The organism is Luteimonas notoginsengisoli, from assembly GCF_042648885.1.
Lineage (GTDB): Bacteria > Pseudomonadota > Gammaproteobacteria > Xanthomonadales > Xanthomonadaceae > Luteimonas > Luteimonas notoginsengisoli.
In genome coordinates this window covers 656,304-672,839 of the sequence record NZ_JBHRYF010000008.1, presented here as the reverse complement: position 1 = coordinate 672,839, position 16,536 = coordinate 656,304, and the positions used below count along the sequence as shown (strand labels likewise).

14 protein-coding genes are annotated in these 16,536 nt (G+C 69.7%); 10 read left to right on the top strand and 4 right to left on the bottom strand.

Annotation, left to right across the window (positions count from 1 at the left end; all coding sequences use genetic code 11):
- Positions 1-92: 92 nt before the first annotated feature.
- A complete protein-coding gene (locus tag ACFOM9_RS10885; RefSeq protein WP_386710253.1) occupies positions 93-1,079 on the bottom strand; it encodes an ABC transporter ATP-binding protein in 987 nt (328 codons plus the stop codon).
- Between the two features lie 84 nt (positions 1,080-1,163).
- Between ACFOM9_RS10885 and ACFOM9_RS10880 the strand changes: the two genes are divergently transcribed.
- From ACFOM9_RS10880 to ACFOM9_RS10850, 7 genes are all read left to right on the top strand, one after another.
- Positions 1,164-1,931 carry a ferredoxin--NADP reductase gene (locus ACFOM9_RS10880; RefSeq protein WP_386710250.1) on the top strand — a complete coding sequence of 256 codons (768 nt, stop codon included), beginning with the start codon at positions 1,164-1,166 and terminating at the stop codon, positions 1,929-1,931.
- A 287-nt stretch (positions 1,932-2,218) separates the two neighbouring features.
- Positions 2,219-3,772, top strand: a complete 1,554-nt coding sequence (locus tag ACFOM9_RS10875; protein ID WP_386710248.1) for an alpha/beta fold hydrolase — start codon at positions 2,219-2,221, stop codon at positions 3,770-3,772.
- A gap of 73 nt (positions 3,773-3,845) precedes the next feature.
- Positions 3,846-4,601 carry an ABC transporter ATP-binding protein gene (locus ACFOM9_RS10870; RefSeq protein WP_386710245.1) on the top strand — a complete coding sequence of 252 codons (756 nt, stop codon included), beginning with the start codon at positions 3,846-3,848 and terminating at the stop codon, positions 4,599-4,601.
- Entirely contained in the window at positions 4,598-5,767 is a 1,170-nt protein-coding gene (locus ACFOM9_RS10865) for an ABC transporter permease (protein ID WP_386710242.1), read from the top strand. Before ACFOM9_RS10870 ends, ACFOM9_RS10865 begins: the two co-directional genes overlap by 4 nt.
- 215 nt (positions 5,768-5,982) lie before the next feature.
- Positions 5,983-6,771: a rhomboid family intramembrane serine protease gene (locus ACFOM9_RS10860; RefSeq protein WP_386710239.1), complete on the top strand. Its 789-nt coding sequence runs from the start codon at positions 5,983-5,985 to the stop codon at positions 6,769-6,771.
- A gap of 155 nt (positions 6,772-6,926) precedes the next feature.
- Positions 6,927-7,472 (top strand): outer membrane beta-barrel protein, encoded by a 546-nt coding sequence (locus ACFOM9_RS10855; protein WP_386710236.1) that lies wholly within the window; start codon positions 6,927-6,929, stop codon positions 7,470-7,472.
- 136 nt (positions 7,473-7,608) lie between these two features.
- Positions 7,609-8,679 (top strand): serine hydrolase domain-containing protein, encoded by a 1,071-nt coding sequence (locus ACFOM9_RS10850; protein ID WP_386710234.1) that lies wholly within the window; start codon positions 7,609-7,611, stop codon positions 8,677-8,679.
- 26 nt (positions 8,680-8,705) lie between these two features.
- On the opposite strand, the gene ACFOM9_RS10845 is transcribed toward ACFOM9_RS10850, so the two are convergent.
- Entirely contained in the window at positions 8,706-9,377 is a 672-nt protein-coding gene (locus tag ACFOM9_RS10845) for a DUF2238 domain-containing protein (RefSeq protein ID WP_386710231.1), read from the bottom strand.
- A gap of 244 nt (positions 9,378-9,621) precedes the next feature.
- Here ACFOM9_RS10845 and ACFOM9_RS10840 point away from each other — a divergent pair, with 244 nt between their 5' ends.
- From ACFOM9_RS10840 to ACFOM9_RS10830, 3 genes are all read left to right on the top strand, one after another.
- Entirely contained in the window at positions 9,622-11,331 is a 1,710-nt protein-coding gene (locus ACFOM9_RS10840) for a M20/M25/M40 family metallo-hydrolase (RefSeq protein WP_386710229.1), read from the top strand.
- The gene (locus ACFOM9_RS10835) at positions 11,328-11,687 is read left to right on the top strand and encodes a hypothetical protein (RefSeq protein WP_386710227.1); all 360 of its coding nucleotides are present in this window, start codon (positions 11,328-11,330) and stop codon (positions 11,685-11,687) included. The genes ACFOM9_RS10840 and ACFOM9_RS10835 overlap by 4 nt, the downstream gene beginning before the upstream one ends.
- A gap of 303 nt (positions 11,688-11,990) precedes the next feature.
- Positions 11,991-13,016 (top strand): TIGR00266 family protein, encoded by a 1,026-nt coding sequence (locus ACFOM9_RS10830; RefSeq protein ID WP_386710224.1) that lies wholly within the window; start codon positions 11,991-11,993, stop codon positions 13,014-13,016.
- Positions 13,017-13,107: 91 nt separating this feature from the next.
- Here the strand turns inward: ACFOM9_RS10830 and ACFOM9_RS10825 are convergent, their stop codons facing one another.
- Together ACFOM9_RS10825 and ACFOM9_RS10820 are read right to left on the bottom strand one after the other, a co-directional pair.
- Complete coding sequence (locus ACFOM9_RS10825) at positions 13,108-13,476, bottom strand: hypothetical protein (RefSeq protein ID WP_386710221.1); 369 nt, start codon at positions 13,474-13,476, stop codon at positions 13,108-13,110.
- A gap of 219 nt (positions 13,477-13,695) precedes the next feature.
- Positions 13,696-16,497 (bottom strand): M14 family zinc carboxypeptidase, encoded by a 2,802-nt coding sequence (locus ACFOM9_RS10820; protein ID WP_386710218.1) that lies wholly within the window; start codon positions 16,495-16,497, stop codon positions 13,696-13,698.
- Between the last annotated feature and the right edge of the window lie 39 nt (positions 16,498-16,536).

The following is a 16,536-nucleotide window of genomic DNA, read 5'->3' as shown; positions in this document are numbered from 1 at the left end:
CCTGGCGGTGGTGGATGCGGCGGGCGGAAGGACGCGGGCCCAGGGTGCGGCTTGCGGCGACGAGGCCGGCGCGCTGTCGCGGCTGTCGTCGCTCACGCCGCTTTCCCAGGCTGCGCGGCCGCCTGCGGCCCGGTCATGCGTACGAACAGCTCCTCGAGCCGGTTGGACTTGGTGCGCATCGAGCGCACCCGGATGCCGGCGGCATCGAGCGCGGCGAACACGCCGTTGAGGTCCATCGCGCGCGGCATGTCGAGGTCGAGGGTGTGCGCGTCGAGCGCCACCAGCGTCGCGCCGCCGACCTGCGGCAATGCGTGCGGCAGCGCGCCATCGATGTCGAGCAGGAACCCCTCGACGTCGAGCTTGGCCAGCAGGGTGCGCATCGGCCCCTGTTCGACGATCACGCCGCGGTCGATGATCGCCAGGTGCCGGCACAGGTTCTCGGCTTCCTCGAGATAGTGGGTGGTGAGGATGATCGTGGTGCCTGCGGCGTTGATCTCGCGCAGCGTCTTCCACATGTCGCGGCGGATCTCGATGTCCACCCCGGCGGTGGGCTCGTCGAGAATCAGCAGGCGCGGCCGGGTCATCATCGCCCGCGCAATCATCAGCCGGCGCTTCATCCCGCCCGACAGCGTGCGCGACATCATCTGCGCCTTGTCCCACAGCTGCGCGCGCCGCAGCTCCTCTTCGGCGCGCACCAGCGCCTGCGCGCGCGGGATGCCGTAGAAGCCGGCGTAGTTGACCAGGATGTCGCGCGGCTTCTCGAACATGTTGAAGTTCAGCTCCTGCGGCACCAGTCCGATCAGGCGCATGGCCTGGTCGCGGTGCGCGTGCAGGTCCACGCCGAACACGTTCACCTCGCCCGAGGTCTTGTTGACCAGCGAGGAAACGATGCCGATCAGGGTCGACTTGCCGGCGCCGTTGGGGCCGAGCAGGGCGTGGAAATCGCCGGGATGCACGTCGAGCGAAATGCCCTTGAGGGCTTCGACGCCGTTGTCGTAGGTCTTGCGCAGGTCGCGCACCGACAGCGCCGGAGGCGACGCCGCCGATGCGCCCGCGGCGGGCTGCGTGGATGCGGTCATGGGGCTTCCTGGGCCGCGGTGTCGCGGCAAGCCGGTATTATAGGGGTCCTGCGGAGTCCGCTCCGGCAACGCAACGTTCGATCCTTGTCCGCCATCAAGCGCTTTCCATTACGGCTCACCGGGCGGCGAATGCTGGCGCCGACGGTTGCCCATCTCTCGTTCGTGCGCGATGACGGCCAGCCGCTGGACTTCGTCCCGGGGCAGTTCGTGCAGGTGCATTTCGAATACGCCGACGGCACCGCGACCAAGCGCAGCTATTCGCTGGCCACCATCCACAACCACGCGCTGGCGCCGGGCGACGCGGTGGAAATCGCGGTGAGCTACGTGGCCGGCGGCGCGGCGACGGCGCTGTTCGAGGGCCTGGACGAAGGCGGCCGGATCGAGGCCAGCGGGCCGTTCGGCCGTTTCTGCCTGGCGCCCACCGACGCCAACGCGCGCTACCTGCTGATCGGGACCGGCACCGGCATCACCCCATACCGGGCCATGCTGCCGCAGCTCGAGCGGGCCATGGCCGAGCGCGGCGTCGAGGTGGTGGTGCTTGCCGGCGCGCGCACGCCGCAGGAGCTGCTCTACGGCGACGAGTTCCGCGCCTTCGCCGATGCGCACCCGGGCTTCCGCTACCTGCCCTGCCTGTCGCGCGAACTGCCCGAGGCCGGCTCCCCGCACGCCCATCCCGACGTGCGGCATGGCTACGTGCAGCAGTTCCTGGAGGAAATCGCGCCCGACGCCGGGCGCGACGTCGCCTACCTGTGCGGCAATCCGAACATGGTCGACGCCTGCTTCGAGGCGCTCAAGGAACACGGCTTGCCCGTGCCGCAGATCCGCCGCGAGAAATACGTGTCCTCCAAGTAGCCGCGGCGCAAGGGGGCGACTCCCGTGTCGGAGCAACCGCTGTAGAGGCGGCTTCAGCCGCGAGCTCTCGCGCCCGTCAAGCGTAATTGACGATCCTCCCATCCCACCACGCGATGGCTTCTTGTGGGAGCGGCTTCCAGCCGCGAGCTCCTGGCCTGTCTGGAAAAGCTCGCGGCTGAAGCCGCTCCTACGAAAAAGGCAGGGCGCAGGGCCAACTCCTGTCACATCCGCCCCGCAGCCGTGTCGTGTCATCCTGATCCCTTGCTTCTTCCGCACCGCAGGCCGCCATGTCCCGCAAAGCCCGCTTCATCCTCGTCGTCCTCGCGCTGGTCGCGGTCTTCGGCTATCGCCAGTATCGCGACCATGCACGCGACGCGGCCGCCAGCGGCGCGCCCGACACGAAGCCCACTCCCGCGCCGCCGGCCGAGCCGCGCATGCTCGGCAGCATCGCCTTCACCCCGTGCACGCTGCCCTCGCAGCTCGGCGCGCCCGGCGTGGAAGCGCAGTGCGGCTCGCTGCCGGTGGCCGAGAACCCGGCGCTGCCGCAGGGGCGCAAGATCACGCTCAACATCGCCTGGATCCCGGCCGACGAGGACGGCGAGAAAGCGCCCGACCCGGTGTTCCTGCTCGCCGGCGGCCCCGGCCAGTCGGCGACCGGGAGCTATCCCGCGGTGGCGGCGGCGTTCAAGGACGTGCTCAAGCAGCGCGGCGTGGTGCTGGTCGACCAGCGCGGCACCGGCAAGTCCAACCCGCTGCAGTGCCCGGACCTCGCCGAAGGCGAGCCATCGCTCGACGAAGCGGCCGCTGAGCAGTCGATGCTGGCGGCGGTCGGGCGCTGCCGCGAGGCGCTGTCCAAGCGCGCGGACCTGCGCTTCTACACCACCAGCGACGCGGTGCGCGACCTCGATGCGGTGCGCCAGGCGATCGGCGCCGACACCATCAACCTGCTCGGCATCTCGTATGGCACCCGCGTCGCCCAGCAGTACGCGCGCGCCTATCCGCGGCACACGCGCACGCTGGTGCTCGATTCGGTGGCGCCCAACGACCTGTTCCTGGGCAACGATTTCGCGCGCAACCTCGAATCGGCGCTCGACCTGCAGTTCGCCCGCTGCGGCAAGATCCCGGCCTGCGCCAGCGCGCTCGGCGACCCGCGCGGGCAGCTCGATGCGCTGATGGCGCGGCTCGAGGCCGAGCCGCCGCTGGTGACCTACCGCGACGCCTCCACCGGCCGGTCGACGCAGGAACGCCTGCTGCCGGCGCACATCGCCGGGCTGGCGCGGATGTACGCCTACTCGCCGATGGTGTCGTCGATCCTGCCGCTGCTGATCCACGAAGGCGCGCAGGGCCGCTACGACGGCCTGATGGCGCTGTCGAAGATGCTCGGCAGCCAACTGTCGGACCAGATGGCCTATGGCATGCAGCTGTCGGTGATCTGCAGCGAGGACGCCGACGGCCTGCAGGACGACCCGGCGATGGCGTCGTCGCTGCTGGGCAACTCGCTGGTCGCCGGCCTGGTCGCGCAGTGCGCCGCGTGGCCGAAGGGCAAGCGCCCGGCCGATTTCCACGCACCGCTGGCCAGCGACGTCCCGGCCCTGCTGCTGTCGGGTGAACTCGACCCGGTCACGCCCCCCGCCTACGCCGCGCGCGTGGTGAAGACCTTGCCCAAGGGCCGCTCGCTGGTGCTGCGCGGCCAGGCCCACAACGTGATCGGTGCCGGCTGCATGCCCAAGCTGTTCGCGCAGTTCCTCGAAACCGCCGATGCCAAGACGCTGGATGCGAAGTGTCTCGACAAGCTCGCTTACACGCCGCCATTCACGAGCTTCAACGGATGGGGGCCGTGAGGCGCCGCAACGCGCCCTCCGCTTCGATCGCCGCCCCGCATTTCCGCGCCCCCGATTCCGGATCCCGAACCCCATGATCATCGCCGAACACCTGCGCAAGACCTTCCCCGGCAAGGGCAAGGACAAGACCCCCGTGATTGCGGTCGACGACGTCGGCTTCGAGGCGCGCGACGGGGAGATCACCGGCCTGCTCGGCCCCAACGGCGCCGGCAAGACCACCACCCTGCGCATGCTGTATTCGCTGATGGCGCCGGAAAGCGGACGCATCCTGGTCGACGGCCGCGACGTCGCCGCCGACCCGGTGGCCGCGCGCCGCGCGCTGGGCGTGCTGCCCGACGCGCGCGGCGTCTACAAGCGCCTGACCGCGCGCGAGAACATCCGCTATTTCGGCGAACTGCACGGGATGTCGCGCGCCCTGGTCGATGCGCGCATCAGCGCGCTGGCCGCGGCGCTGCAGATGGAGGATTTCCTCGATCGCCAGACCGAGGGCTTCAGCCAGGGACAGCGCACCAAGACCGCGATCGCGCGCGCGCTGGTGCACGACCCGCGCAACGTGATCCTCGACGAGCCCACCAACGGCCTGGACGTGATGACCACGCGCGGCTTGCGCGGCTTCCTCAAGGACCTGCGCGCCGAAGGGCGCTGCGTGATCTTTTCCAGCCACATCATGCAGGAGGTCGCCGCCCTGTGTGACCGCATCGTGGTGATCTCGCACGGCCGCGTCGCCGCGCAGGGCACCGCCGACGAGCTGCGCGCGCAGACCGGCCACGACAACCTCGAGGATGCCTTCGTGACGCTGATCGGTTCGGAAGAGGGGCTGCACGCATGAAGGCGCTGTGGACGGTCTGCATGAAGGAACTGCGCGAACTCTCGCGCGACCGCCGCACGCTGATGCTGGCCCTGGTGATGGGGCCGCTGCTGGTGCCGGCCATGCTGTTCGGGATCCTGACCCTGGCCCAGAGCCGCGCCAAGAGCCAGATCGAAAAGCCCCTGCAGGTGGCGATCGTCGGCGCCGATCGCGCGCCCGAACTGGTCAAGTGGCTGGCCGCCGAGGGCATCGAGCGCAAGCGGCTTGCCGGCGATCCCGACGCGGCGATTCGCAGCCAGGACGAGGATGCGTACCTGCGCATCGGCGACGCGTTCGCCAAGGACTGGCAGGCCGGCAATCCGGCGCTGGTCGAGATCGTGCACGACAGCACGCGCCAGGATTCGACCATCCCGGTCAAGCGGATCGAGAACGCGCTGCAGCGCTACGGCCAGCAGGTCGGCGCGCTGCGGCTGCTGGCGCGTGGGGTCAACCCGGCCGTGGCCGCCCCGCTGTCGGTGGCGCACAAGGACCTGTCCACGCCGGAAGCGCGGCGCGGCATGCTGATGGCGATCCTGCCGTATTTCCTGATTCTCAGCGCCTTCATCGGCGGCGCCTACCTGATCATCGACACCACCGCCGGCGAGCGCGAACGCCAGTCGCTGGAGCCGCTGCTGGCCACGCCCGCCGCGCGCGGGGCGATCGTCAGCGGCAAGATCGTGGCGGCCTCGCTGGTCGGCCTGACGACGCTGCTGCTGACGCTGGTCGCGCTGAAGGTTGGCGCGCAGTTCGCGCCGGGCATCGGCCGGATGATGGACGTAAGCCTGCTGGCGATCGGCAAGATGCTGCTCGTGCTGCTGCCGATGCTGTTCATCGGGACCGCGCTGCTGACCTTCATCGCCGCCGGCGCCAAGTCGGTGAAGGAAGCGCAGAGCTACATGTCGATGCTGATGCTGCTGCCGATCGTGCCGACGGTGGTGCTGATGGTCAGCCCGGTGCGCACCCAGCTGTGGCAATACACGGTGCCATTCCTGGCGCAGAACCAGATGCTGCTGAAGGTGATCCGCAGCGAACCGGTGGCGATGCTGGAATGGGCGGTGTATTTCGGCGCCGGCTTCGGCCTGGCGGCGCTGCTGTGGTTCGCCGCGACCCGTCGCTACCATCAGGAGCGGCTGGCGATCTCGACCTGAACCAGGCCCGGCACACCGCCTTCGTGGAGTGGCTCCAGTCGCGAGCTTTGCATTGACCCCTCCCCCTGCGAAGCCAAGGGGAGGTTGGGAGGGGGGGCTCACGGTACGCGGTGCCTCCGCAGGGGAGGGAGCAGACGCTCGCGGCTGAGGCCGCTCCCACCAAGCGTCAGGCCCGCCACCCTTGCATCGCCGCGATTCGGCGCCATCCTCGGGCGATGCACCTGGACACGCCCGAACCGCCGCTCGACGCCGCCGCCCAGCGCCGCCACGACCGCTCGCGCCTGCTGCGCGCGCTCAAGGCCAGCCTCGCGTTCGTGTTGCTGCTGGCGATGGTGTTCTCGGCGCAGCAGTCGCTGGACTGGCGGCCGTTCGCGGTGGTCCCGCAAACCGCTGCGGGCTTGCTGGGCCTGGTGACCGCGCCGCTGCTGCACGGCTCGCCGGGTCATCTCGGCTCGAACGCGGTGTCGCTGCTGCTGCTCGGCACCCTGGCAGGCAGCGTCTATCCGCGCGCGACGCTTCGCGCGTTGCCACTGATCTGGATCGGTTCGGGACTGGGCGCGTGGCTGCTGGGCGCCGCGGGTTCGCATCATCTCGGGGCAAGCGGGCTCGGCCACGGATTGCTGTTCCTGGTGTTCGTGCTTGGCCTGCTGCGCCGCGACCGCGCCTCGATCGCCGCGGCGATGATCGCGCTGTTCCTCTACGGCGGCATGCTGCTCACGGTGCTGCCGCGCGAGCTCGACGTGTCCTGGCAGTCGCACCTCGGCGGCGCGGTCGCGGGCGTGGTCGCCGCGTTCGCGTTCCGGCGCAAGGATCCGCAGGCGCCGCGGCGCAGGTACAGCTGGGAAATCGAAGAAGAGCAGGCCGCACACGAAGCCCGCGCCGCCGGGGCCGATCGTGGGCAGTTCGAAACCCCCGCGCCGCGCGACGTGCCGGTGTTGTGGCAGCAGGGGCGGGAACCGGAAGAGCGCGGCGTGGTGCTGCATTTCCCGACGCGGGACCAGTAGCAACACGTGTCGCGCGACACCGCGACTTCGCGCAGTCGCCCTGCACCGGCAGCCGATCCCCGCAGGCATGCGAAAACTTCCGGTTGCCGCCAGCGACGGCGACCGGTAGCCTGCCGCCGCCCAATGACGGGCCCTCCAACAACAGGAACTGCAAGATGAAGAAGACTTCCCTGGCGATCTTCGCCCTGGCCCTTGCCGGCCTGTCCACCAGCGCCAGTGCCGCCAGCTTCATGGCCCTGCAGGCCGGCCGCACCGACGGCGACATCGACGTGTCGGACGTCGGCAGCATCGGCGACAAGGGCAACAACTGGTCGGTGCGCGGCGGCTACTACTTCCATCCCAACTGGGCGGTCGAAGGCTTCTACACCCATGTCTACGACGACCGCTGGGACGACGTGTCGCTCAAGGCCACGGCGCTGGGCCTGGGCGTGGTCGGCAAGAAGAACTTCGGCGCCGACGGCAACGGCTTCTTCCTCAGCGGCCGCGCCGGCGTGGCGCAGGGCAAGCTGGAAGGCGAGATCGAAGGTTACGGCCACGACAGCGCCGATTCGATCGATCCGTACTTCGGCGCGTCGGTCGGCTACGACTTCAGCCCGACCTTCGGCATGAGCCTGAATTTCGATCGCCTCACCGGCGGCGACGATGGCGTGGACATCACCGCCAACGTGTTCACGCTCGGCCTCGAGTTCCGCACCGAGTAAAGCAGCCACGCGCGCCGGGAAGCGGCCGCCACTGCGCGGCCGCTTTCCTTTCCGCCGCGGCCCGGCCGCCATTGCGCGGCCGCTTCGAAGTTCCGCTGCAGTCCCGCCGGCCGCCCCGGCTGGCTACAATCGGCCGATGCGCCTCGCCACGCCCATCGCGTCCGTCCTCGCCCTGCTGCTGGCTGGCTGCGCCACCGGAGCAGGGTCGATGCAGTCTTCCGTCGACGCGCTGATGCGCGACTACACCGGCGATGTGCCTGGCGCCGCGGTGCTGGTGCTGCGCGAAGGCCAACCGCTGCTGCGGCGCGGCTATGGCCTGGCGGACATGGACGCCGGCATCCCGGTGACGCCGGCCACCAACTTCCGCCTGGCGTCGGTGAGCAAGCAGTTCACCGCCGCGGCCATCGTGCTGCTGGCGCAGGACGGCAAGCTGTCGCTCGACGATCCGGTGCGCAAGTGGCTGCCCTCGCTGCCGGAGGTCGCAGACCCCATCACCCTGCGCCACCTGCTCACCCACAGCTCGGGGCTGGTCGACTACGAGGACCTGATGGCCCCCGACGCCGTCGCCCAGGTGCATGACATCGACGTGCTGCACCTGCTGGAACGCGAGCATCGGCTGTATTTCGCGCCGGGCAGCGACTACCGCTACAGCAATGGTGCCTATGCATTGCTCGCGCTGATCGTCGGCAAGGCCTCCGGGCGGGGTTTCGCCAGCTTCCTGCACCAGCGCATCTTCGAACCGCTGGGGATGGCGCACACGGTGGCTTACGAAAGCGGCATCTCGACCGTCGCCAACCGCGCCTACGGCCACAGCCTGGTCGACGGGCAGTGGCAGCGGACCGACCAGAGTTCGACCAGCGCCGTGCTCGGCGACGGCGGCATCTATTCGTCGATCGACGACCTGTCGAAATGGGACGCGGCGCTGTACGACGACCGCCTGCTGTCGGACGCCTCGCGCGCCGACGCCTTCGCCCTGCACACGCCGATCCACGACGAGGCCGATGTCGACGGCTACGGCTACGGCTGGCGCATCCACGGCGAGGTGCTGTGGCATTCGGGCGAGACGATCGGCGGGCGCAACGTGATCGTGCGCTGGCCGAAGCGCCACTTCACCGTGGTGGTGCTGACCAACCGCAACGATCCCGAACCGTATCGGCTGGCGCTGAAGATCGCGGATCTCTACCTGCCCGATTCGCCGCCGCGGTAGACGACAGCGTCCCACGCGCAGGCGCGTCAACCGGCGGAGCGCAACGACGCATCCTTCTCTGCCGCCGCGGCTCCCAGCTGTCGATCGTGCAGCCGCGACCAAAGCAGCAGCGATGCGATCGCACCGCACAGGCACAGGAACATGTCCCACTGCGTGTCCCAGACATCGCCCTGGGTGGCGAGGAAGGCGTCGGCATCGGCGCCGAAGGCCAGCGCGCTCCACCATTCGATCAGCTCGAACAGGGCGCTGAAGCTCAGGCACGCGGCGAGCACCAGATAGGCCAGCCAGCCGCCCCGGCGCAGCGGCGTCAGCCGCAGCAGCAGTTCGCGCGCGAGGATCGCCGGCACGAACCCCTGCATCAGATGGCCGACACGGTCCCAGGGGTTGCGCTCGAAGCCGAACAGGTCACGCAGCCAGAACCCGAGGGGCGTTTGCGCATAGGTGTAGGCGCCGCCGTAGATCAGCACCAGCGCGTGCGCGGCCAGCAGCCAGCACAGCAGGCGCGTGAGCGGGAAGCGATGCCAGCGCCACGCCAGCAGCGGCAGCGCCGCGATCACCCAGACCACCTCGAGCAGCCAGGTCAGCCGGTCGCGCGCGATCGCCAGCGACCCTGCCAGCGCGAGCACGACCACCGCCACCAGCAGGACGCGCTCCAGGCCGGTGGGCGGAACCGCGATGGCACGGGGCGATGGGGTCATGGCGATTCCGGAGGGCGGATCGCCGTCGAGGATAGCCGCGGCGCGCTCGACTTGTCCGTGAGGCGCGACATTCGCGCGCTTGGCGCGGCACCAGGCAAAATCGCCCGCACCCCCGGCTCGCCCCCGCACGGACTCGGCGACGAAAAGATCGTTGCCGGCACCGCTGCGACGAGGGGCATGCGGGGGCAGGCTGCGGGCGGTCCGCTGTGCTAGCGTCGCGGCTTCCCACGCCGGAACCACGCCGATGCGCCGCGCCCCTTCCCTCCTCGTCCTGGGCCTGCTGTGCCTGTCCGCCTGCGACCGCGCCGCACCGCCGCCGGCCGCGGCCGACAAGGTCCCGGCCAAGGCCGCCGCGCCGGCACCGTGGGCCAACGATCCGTCCGCGCTGCGCATCGAGGCCGACGTGCGCAAGCTCTCGGACGACGTTATGGAAGGCCGCGAAACCGGCACCCGCGGTTACACGATGGCATCGGAGTACGTCGGCAAGCGTTTCGCCAGCATCGGCCTGCAGCCAGCCGGCGACGACGGCACGTTCTTCCAGCGCGTGCCGCTGCTGAAGGCCACGCGCGTACGCGAAGGCGCGGCGTTCACCGTCAATCGCGGCGGCCGCAGCATCGCGCTGCGGTTCCAGGACCAGTTCCTGCCGTCGCAGAACTTCAACGCGCCGCAAGCCGCGGTGGAGGCGCCGGCGGTGTTCGTCGGCCAGGCGGTGGAGGCGCCGGCGCTGGGCGTCGATGATTTCAAGGGGCTGGCGCTCGAGGGCAAGATCGCGGTGCTCTTTGGCGGTGCGCCGGCGCGCTTCGACGACGACCGCCGCGCGTTTCATTCCTCGTACCGCGAAAAGCTGCGCGCGGTGACGTCGCACGGCGCGATCGGCGCGATCTTCGTGAACACCGCGGAAGACGAGGCGGGATCGCCGTGGACCCGGAACGCCGCCAACTGGAACCGACCGGCGATGCGGCTGCGCGACGCCGACGGGCGCGGCATCGACAGCTTCCCGCAGCTGCGCGTGGTGGCATCGGTGAGCGCGGCCGCCGCGGACCTGGTGTTCGCCGACGGCCCGCAGACGGCGGCGCAGCTGTTCGACGCCGCGCGCGATGGCACGCTCAAGGGTTTCGGCCTGCCCGGCACGATCGCGCTGGCATCGCGAACGACGGTCGAGCCGATCGAGTCGCGCAACGTGGTGGCGAAACTGCCGGGCAGCGATTCCGCGCTCGGCGCCGAACACATGGTCTACACCGCGCATCTCGACCACGTGGGCATCGGCGCGCCGGTGAAGGGCGACACGATCTACAACGGTGCGCTCGATAACGCGCTGGGCGTGGCGATCCTGCTCGAGGCGGCGCAGCAGCTGCAGGCGACGAAGCAACCGCCGAAGCGCTCGGCGCTGTTCGTCGCCGTCACCGCGGAGGAGAAGGGGCTGCTGGGCGCGGAATGGTTCGCCACCCACCCGACCGTTCCGGCCGGTTCGATGGTCGCCAACATCAACATGGACATGCCGGTCTTGATGGCGCCGACCACCGACGTGGTGCCGATCGGGGTCGAGCATTCGACGCTGCAGGCGACCCTGGACGCGGCGGCGAAGGACGTGGGCGTGGCGCTGTCGCCCGACCCGTTCCCGGAGGAAAGCGTGTTCGTGCGCAGCGACCAGTACGCCTTCATCCGCGCCGGCGTGCCCGCGGTGTACCTGACCGGCGGCGTGGTGGCGGCCGACAAGGCCGACGGGCGCGATCCGAAGGTGGCGCTGCGCTACTTCCTGCGCAATTGCTATCACCAGCCCTGCGACGATGCCGACACCCAGCCGATCCAGTACGGCGACGCCGCGCGCATGGCGCGACTCAACGCGCGCATCGGCCAGCTGGTCGGCGACGCGCCCGAACGTCCGCGCTGGAACGACGGCGATTTCTTCGGCGGGATGTTCGCCCGCGACGCCGCCGGCGGAGCCGGCAAGTGAGCCTCCTGCTGCGCGCGGCATTGGCCTGCCTGCTGGGCGCACTGGCCGCATGCGCCGCGACGCCGGTGGCGACCGCCCCGCAGCCGGTCGCGAGCGGGATGGATCCCTCGGGGGAGATCCGGACGCTGTCCGGCCGGGTGGACGCCATCGACAACGGCTGCTTCGCCGACGGCGAATGTTCGGTCACCGTGGACGGGCTGAAGGTCGTCACCCTGCGCGGCTGGTCGCAAGCCACCTGGGGTCCGCGCGACCCGGAACTGGTGCCGGGCGACCGCGTCGACGTGCGCTGCCGCGCCACCGACGACGGCTGCACGCTGGAAGGCAGCGAGGACTACTTCCTGCGCAGGGCACGCTAGGGAAAGTCTGGACAACACCATTTCTGTCATCCCGAGCGCAGCGAGGGATCTGTCTTCTCCATAAAAAGCAGCAGATCCCTCGCTGCGCTCGGGATGACATCGAGTTGATCAGAGGTTGCCTGGCGCCCGCTTTCGTCGCGCAGCGCGGTGCGGGAATGCCGCAGTCGGAAATCGCTGCTCCTACATGGGCAACATGATCGGGGCCGTGCATCGGCTGCCGTGGACTCGCGCCCAACCGGTGGCACATGGTTGGACTTCACGCGCGCAGTAGACTCGCGTTTCCACCCCGAAGGACTCGCCCCCATGGCCAAGTGGTACTTCAGCTCCGGCAGCAACAGCGCGCGGGTTGGCCCGCTCGATGAGAACGCGGCGCACGCCCATGCGCAGCAGCATCCCGAGGACCTGTGCTGGCGCGAAGGCATGCCGGCATGGCGCCCGGTCGGCGACGTGCCGGAACTCGCGCCATCGGCGAATGCGCCTCCGGCGCTGATGCCGCCGCTCCCGTCCACGGGGTCGGGACGCGGGCAGGCCGACGAGATCGACTACCGGATCGTCGGTGGCGACATGCAGTTCGTCGAGATCGAACTGGATCCGGGCGAGAGCGCGATCTCCGAGGCCGGCGCGCTGATGTACAAGGATTCCGCGGTGCAGATGGACACGGTGTTCGGCGACGGCTCGCATGCCGGCCAGGGCGGCGGCGTGTTCAACAAGCTGCTGTCGGCCGGCAAGCGCGTGGTGTCGGGCGAGAGCCTGTTCACCACGATGTTCACCCACACCGGCCAGGGCAAGGCGAAGGTCGCGTTCGCCGCGCCCTATCCCGGCACGGTGATGGCGATGAAGCTGTCCGACCACGGCGGGCGGCTGGTGTGCCAGAAGGACAGCTTCCTCGCCGGCGCGCGCGGCGTGTCGGTCGGCATCCACTTCCAGCGCAAGATCCTCACCGGCCTGTTCGGCGGCGAGGGCTTCATCATGCAGAAGCTCGAAGGCGACGGCTGGGTGTTCGTGCACGCCGGCGGCACGGTGATGGAACGCCAGCTCGCCGCGGGCGAGCGGATCGACGTCGATACCGGCTGCGTGGTCGCGTTCCATCCCGGCGTCGACATGGACGTCAAGGCGGTCGGCGGAATCAAGAGCATGCTGTTCGGCGGCGAAGGCATGTTCCTGGCCACGCTCACCGGACCGGGCACGGTGTGGCTGCAGTCGCTGCCGTTCTCGCGCATGGCCGGGCGCATGCTGGCCGCGGCGCCGCAGTCGGGCGGCAAGGATCGGGGCGAGGGGTCGATGCTCGGCGGCATCGGCCGCCTGCTGGACGGCGACAACAGCTTCTGATCGCAGGCCAGCGCATCCGCTGGATAGACAGAAGCAGGCGATACCCTTCCGCCGTCCGGCGGCGATGGGTATCGCGACGTTTCGCGCCGTCCTACTTCGCTCGGTTGCGGATCACCGCGTCGATGGTCGCGTTGCGAACATCCTCGCGGAACCGCTCGATGATTTCGCGCTCGGTGGCGTGTACGTCGCCCACGCCGATCGCAACACGCGCATCCTTCTTCGCGAGCGCCGGCACCAGAGCCTCATATGCCGCCATCGGCTCGTGGCATGCGGCAAAGGCGCCGGCGGCGATCTCGCTCGGCGCGGCATCCACGTGAGTGGCATAGCGACGCGCGTACTGCGCATGGCAGTCCAGCACCGCGGTGGCGGCATCGCCTTCGGTCGCCGGAGCGGGCGCACCGCGGACCGGGCCCGCCGCGAGAAGTGCAGCGACGATGGCGCATGGCAACAGACGTTTCATCTGGTGTGACCTCCCTGTGGCTCCCGACCGAACCTAATGGATCGTGGCATCCATTGCGAGCCCGGGTGCCCCCGATACAGGCGCCGAGATCCACATCGCGCGGCGCCGGCGGTCTTGCGAACCGGAGGACTTCGCTGCGTTCTCGCGTAATGAATCGCATAAACCACCCAGGATCGGCCGACGCAGTTCGCGCCGGGCGATCCACTAGCAATACCCTTCCTATGGCGTTGGCGCGGCCGCCTGCGCCGGTTTGTCCGCCTCGCCCAGCCGCTCGAGTTGCAGGATCGCGTTGAACACCAGTGCATAGCTGCCGATCGTTCCACCGCGCCAGATCGGATTGATCGCGAACAGCAGCACCTTGCCCTGCCCGTAGCGGGCATCGACCACGGCCGCGCGGCCGGCGAGCTCGTCGCCGCCGTCGAGCAGCCCGGATACCAGCAGGTCGTCGGCATCGGCGAAGCGCAGGACCACCTGCGGTCGCTGCGCCGGCGGGATCACCCAGGGATTGTTGCGCGCCTGCTCCTCGTTCAGCGGCATGGCTTCCCATCGCTTTGGATCGGGCAGCGGCGCGGCGGCGACGAATGCCCGACCCTGCGGCGTGTCGACGTCCTGCTTGCCGCCGCGGCCGGTCGGCCGTTCGAAATCCTTCGCCGTCGCCAGGCCGCGCTTCGAGGGCGCGCCGCCGGGCGTGGCGAGGTTGGAAAGCTGGAACGACAGGCCTTCCTCGCTGTAGACCGCCAGCGTGTCGCGGTCGTAGCCGGACGCCACCGGATGCTTGCGGTCGACGAACTGCGCCTGCAGCACGCTGCCGACGACCTTCAGGTCATCGGTGGGCGCCACCGACACCCCGGGCGCCAGGCCGACGTCGATCGCGAACACCGCGCTGTCGCCCGCCGCGACCAGCAGCCCGCCGTCGGCGACGAATGTCCTGAGGTTGGCCACGCCGCTTTCGCCCATGCCCGGGCGCATGTCGTCGGTCGCGTCGATGCGGCCGAGATTGGGCGTGAGCTCGGTGGTCTTCCACGGCAGCGGATTGCCCCACATCGGCAGGCCGTCGATGATCTGGCGGGTGTTGCCGCGCCCCACCGGGGCGAACAGGATCACGTCGTACTTCGCGCGCAGGTTCGCGTCGTGGGTGATGTCCTGGGTGCTGATGTAGTCGTACGGCACCTGCATCCGGTCCAGCTCCATGCGCCACCAGCCTTCGGTCTGGGTGCTGAGCCAGGTGTGCATCAGCGCGATGCGCGGCAGCGGCTTGCCGGCGCCTTCGACGTCGACGCTCGCCAGCCCCTGCGGGACGGCGACCGGGTCGACGACCTTGGTCATCGGCGCGTCGAGGATCGCGGCGTCGGTCACCCGCGCGACGTGCACGTCGAACAGGTCGCCCATCGACCAGCCCGTGTCGTCGTAGGGCGCGTCGTACTTGTCCTTGGGCGACCAGTACTGGCGGTCGAGCAGGGTGTCGGCGATGCGCGAGTACGGCTGGTCCATGCGCACCACCCAGCTGCCCGCGGCGAAGCGGCGCTTGCCGGCCGTGTCGCTCTTGTCCTTGCCGGATTCGCTTCTACGCGGCGGTTCTTCCACGGTCACCGCCGACGCCAAGCGGCTGACTTCCACGTGCTGGAGCTGCATGATCCGCAGCAGCCGCGCCTGCGAGCCGTCCCGCTTCTCGCCGGCCGGGAACACGTACGCGGCGGGCCCGGAGGCGAGCGGCTTTTCGATCGAGCGCTTGCCCTTGTCGTAGAAGCTGCGCAGGAACATCGGCCCGTTCTGCGCGAAGTAGTGCAGCGCGGTCAGCAGCGCGGTCTGCTGGTAGTTGTTGTTGTTGCGCGCCGACCACAGCACCTCGGGCCACGGCGGGTTGGGCCGATACCAGGTGCGCGCGTACTCCTCCGGCCGCAGGATGCGCTTGACCGTGTCGGCGCCGTCGTTGCCGTAGGTTTCGTACAGCCGGCTGATGCCGTTGTGGGTGGCGGCCATGAACATCAGGTAGCCCGGGCTCCAGGCATCGAACTCGCCGTGCGTCCACACCCCCGGCATGCCCATCTTCGTCAGCTGCTGGACGTTGTCCCAGCCCAGCTGCTGCCACTCGCCGACCAGGATCGGATCGATCCAGGCGTTGTACGGCCCGGTGCCGATGGTGTTGTCGTAGAGGAACGCATACGACTCGTGCAGGTCGTGGATCACCTGCGCGCCCTGCCCGACGTAGGTGTCGAGCACAGCCCGACTGAGGTTCAAGGTCAGCCCCATCGCGTCGCGATTGTTGTCGTGGGCGACGTAGTGGCCCCAGTACGCGAGCGACGGATAGGTCTTGCCGGGGTTGGCCAGGTGCCAGTTGTAGACGTCGACCTTGCGGTCGCGCCCGTCCACTTCCACCACCGGCGTGATCAGGGTGATGACCCCGGCGCGGATCGCGCGGATGTACGGCGCCTCATCCACCGCGAGGCGGTAGCCCAGCTCCATCAGCGCGGTCGGCGATCCGGTCTCGGTCGAATGCAGCGCGCCGGTGATGTAGTAGACGGGCGTGGATTGCGCGATCAGCGCGTCGGCCCGCGCGTCGTCCAGGTCAATGGTGCGCGGATCGGCCAGCTGTGCCAGCCGCGCGGCGTTGGCGTCGAGGTTGGCGATCAGCGCCTCGTCGGCGATCGCCACCGCGATCATCTCGCGGCCCTCCTCGCTCTGGCCGATGCGGATCACGCGCACGCGCGGGCTGGCTTTCTCCAGCTCGCGGAAATAGCGGTGCACGTCGGCGCTGTAAGGCAGCCAGCCCTCGGCGCCGGCGATCCGGCCGAAGACCTGCAGCGGCGTCGGCACGCTGTCGGATGCCGGCAGGTAGTCGGTGAGCGGCGAGTTGAGCGCGGGATCGGTGGTGTCCTTGGCGATCAGGTCGGTGTAGGCCTGGTCGACCGCCTGGTCGGCTGCGCGCCGGTACTCGGGTGGAACTGCACGCTCCTCGGCGGCGACCGATAGCAGCGGCGCAAGCGCCAGCACCATGCCCAACAACATGCGGATCTCGCGCACAGCCACTCCCCTTGGATTGATGCAACGTGTCGTTGCGGG

Bases quoted from the DNA above. Each gene is read 5' to 3' on its own strand.
- ACFOM9_RS10845 (WP_386710231.1), bottom strand. From the start codon at position 9,377: ATGACCCCATCGCCCCGTGCCATCGCGGTTCCGCCCACCGGCCTGGAG.
- ACFOM9_RS10860 (WP_386710239.1), top strand. From the start codon at position 5,983: ATGCACCTGGACACGCCCGAACCGCCGCTCGACGCCGCCGCCCAGCGC.
- ACFOM9_RS10865 (WP_386710242.1), top strand. From the start codon at position 4,598: ATGAAGGCGCTGTGGACGGTCTGCATGAAGGAACTGCGCGAACTCTCG.
- ACFOM9_RS10875 (WP_386710248.1), top strand. From the start codon at position 2,219: ATGTCCCGCAAAGCCCGCTTCATCCTCGTCGTCCTCGCGCTGGTCGCG.
- ACFOM9_RS10855 (WP_386710236.1), top strand. From the start codon at position 6,927: ATGAAGAAGACTTCCCTGGCGATCTTCGCCCTGGCCCTTGCCGGCCTG.
- ACFOM9_RS10885 (WP_386710253.1), bottom strand. From the start codon at position 1,079: ATGACCGCATCCACGCAGCCCGCCGCGGGCGCATCGGCGGCGTCGCCT.
- ACFOM9_RS10825 (WP_386710221.1), bottom strand. From the start codon at position 13,476: ATGAAACGTCTGTTGCCATGCGCCATCGTCGCTGCACTTCTCGCGGCG.
- ACFOM9_RS10870 (WP_386710245.1), top strand. From the start codon at position 3,846: ATGATCATCGCCGAACACCTGCGCAAGACCTTCCCCGGCAAGGGCAAG.
- ACFOM9_RS10830 (WP_386710224.1), top strand. From the start codon at position 11,991: ATGGCCAAGTGGTACTTCAGCTCCGGCAGCAACAGCGCGCGGGTTGGC.
- ACFOM9_RS10840 (WP_386710229.1), top strand. From the start codon at position 9,622: ATGCGCCGCGCCCCTTCCCTCCTCGTCCTGGGCCTGCTGTGCCTGTCC.
- ACFOM9_RS10850 (WP_386710234.1), top strand. From the start codon at position 7,609: ATGCGCCTCGCCACGCCCATCGCGTCCGTCCTCGCCCTGCTGCTGGCT.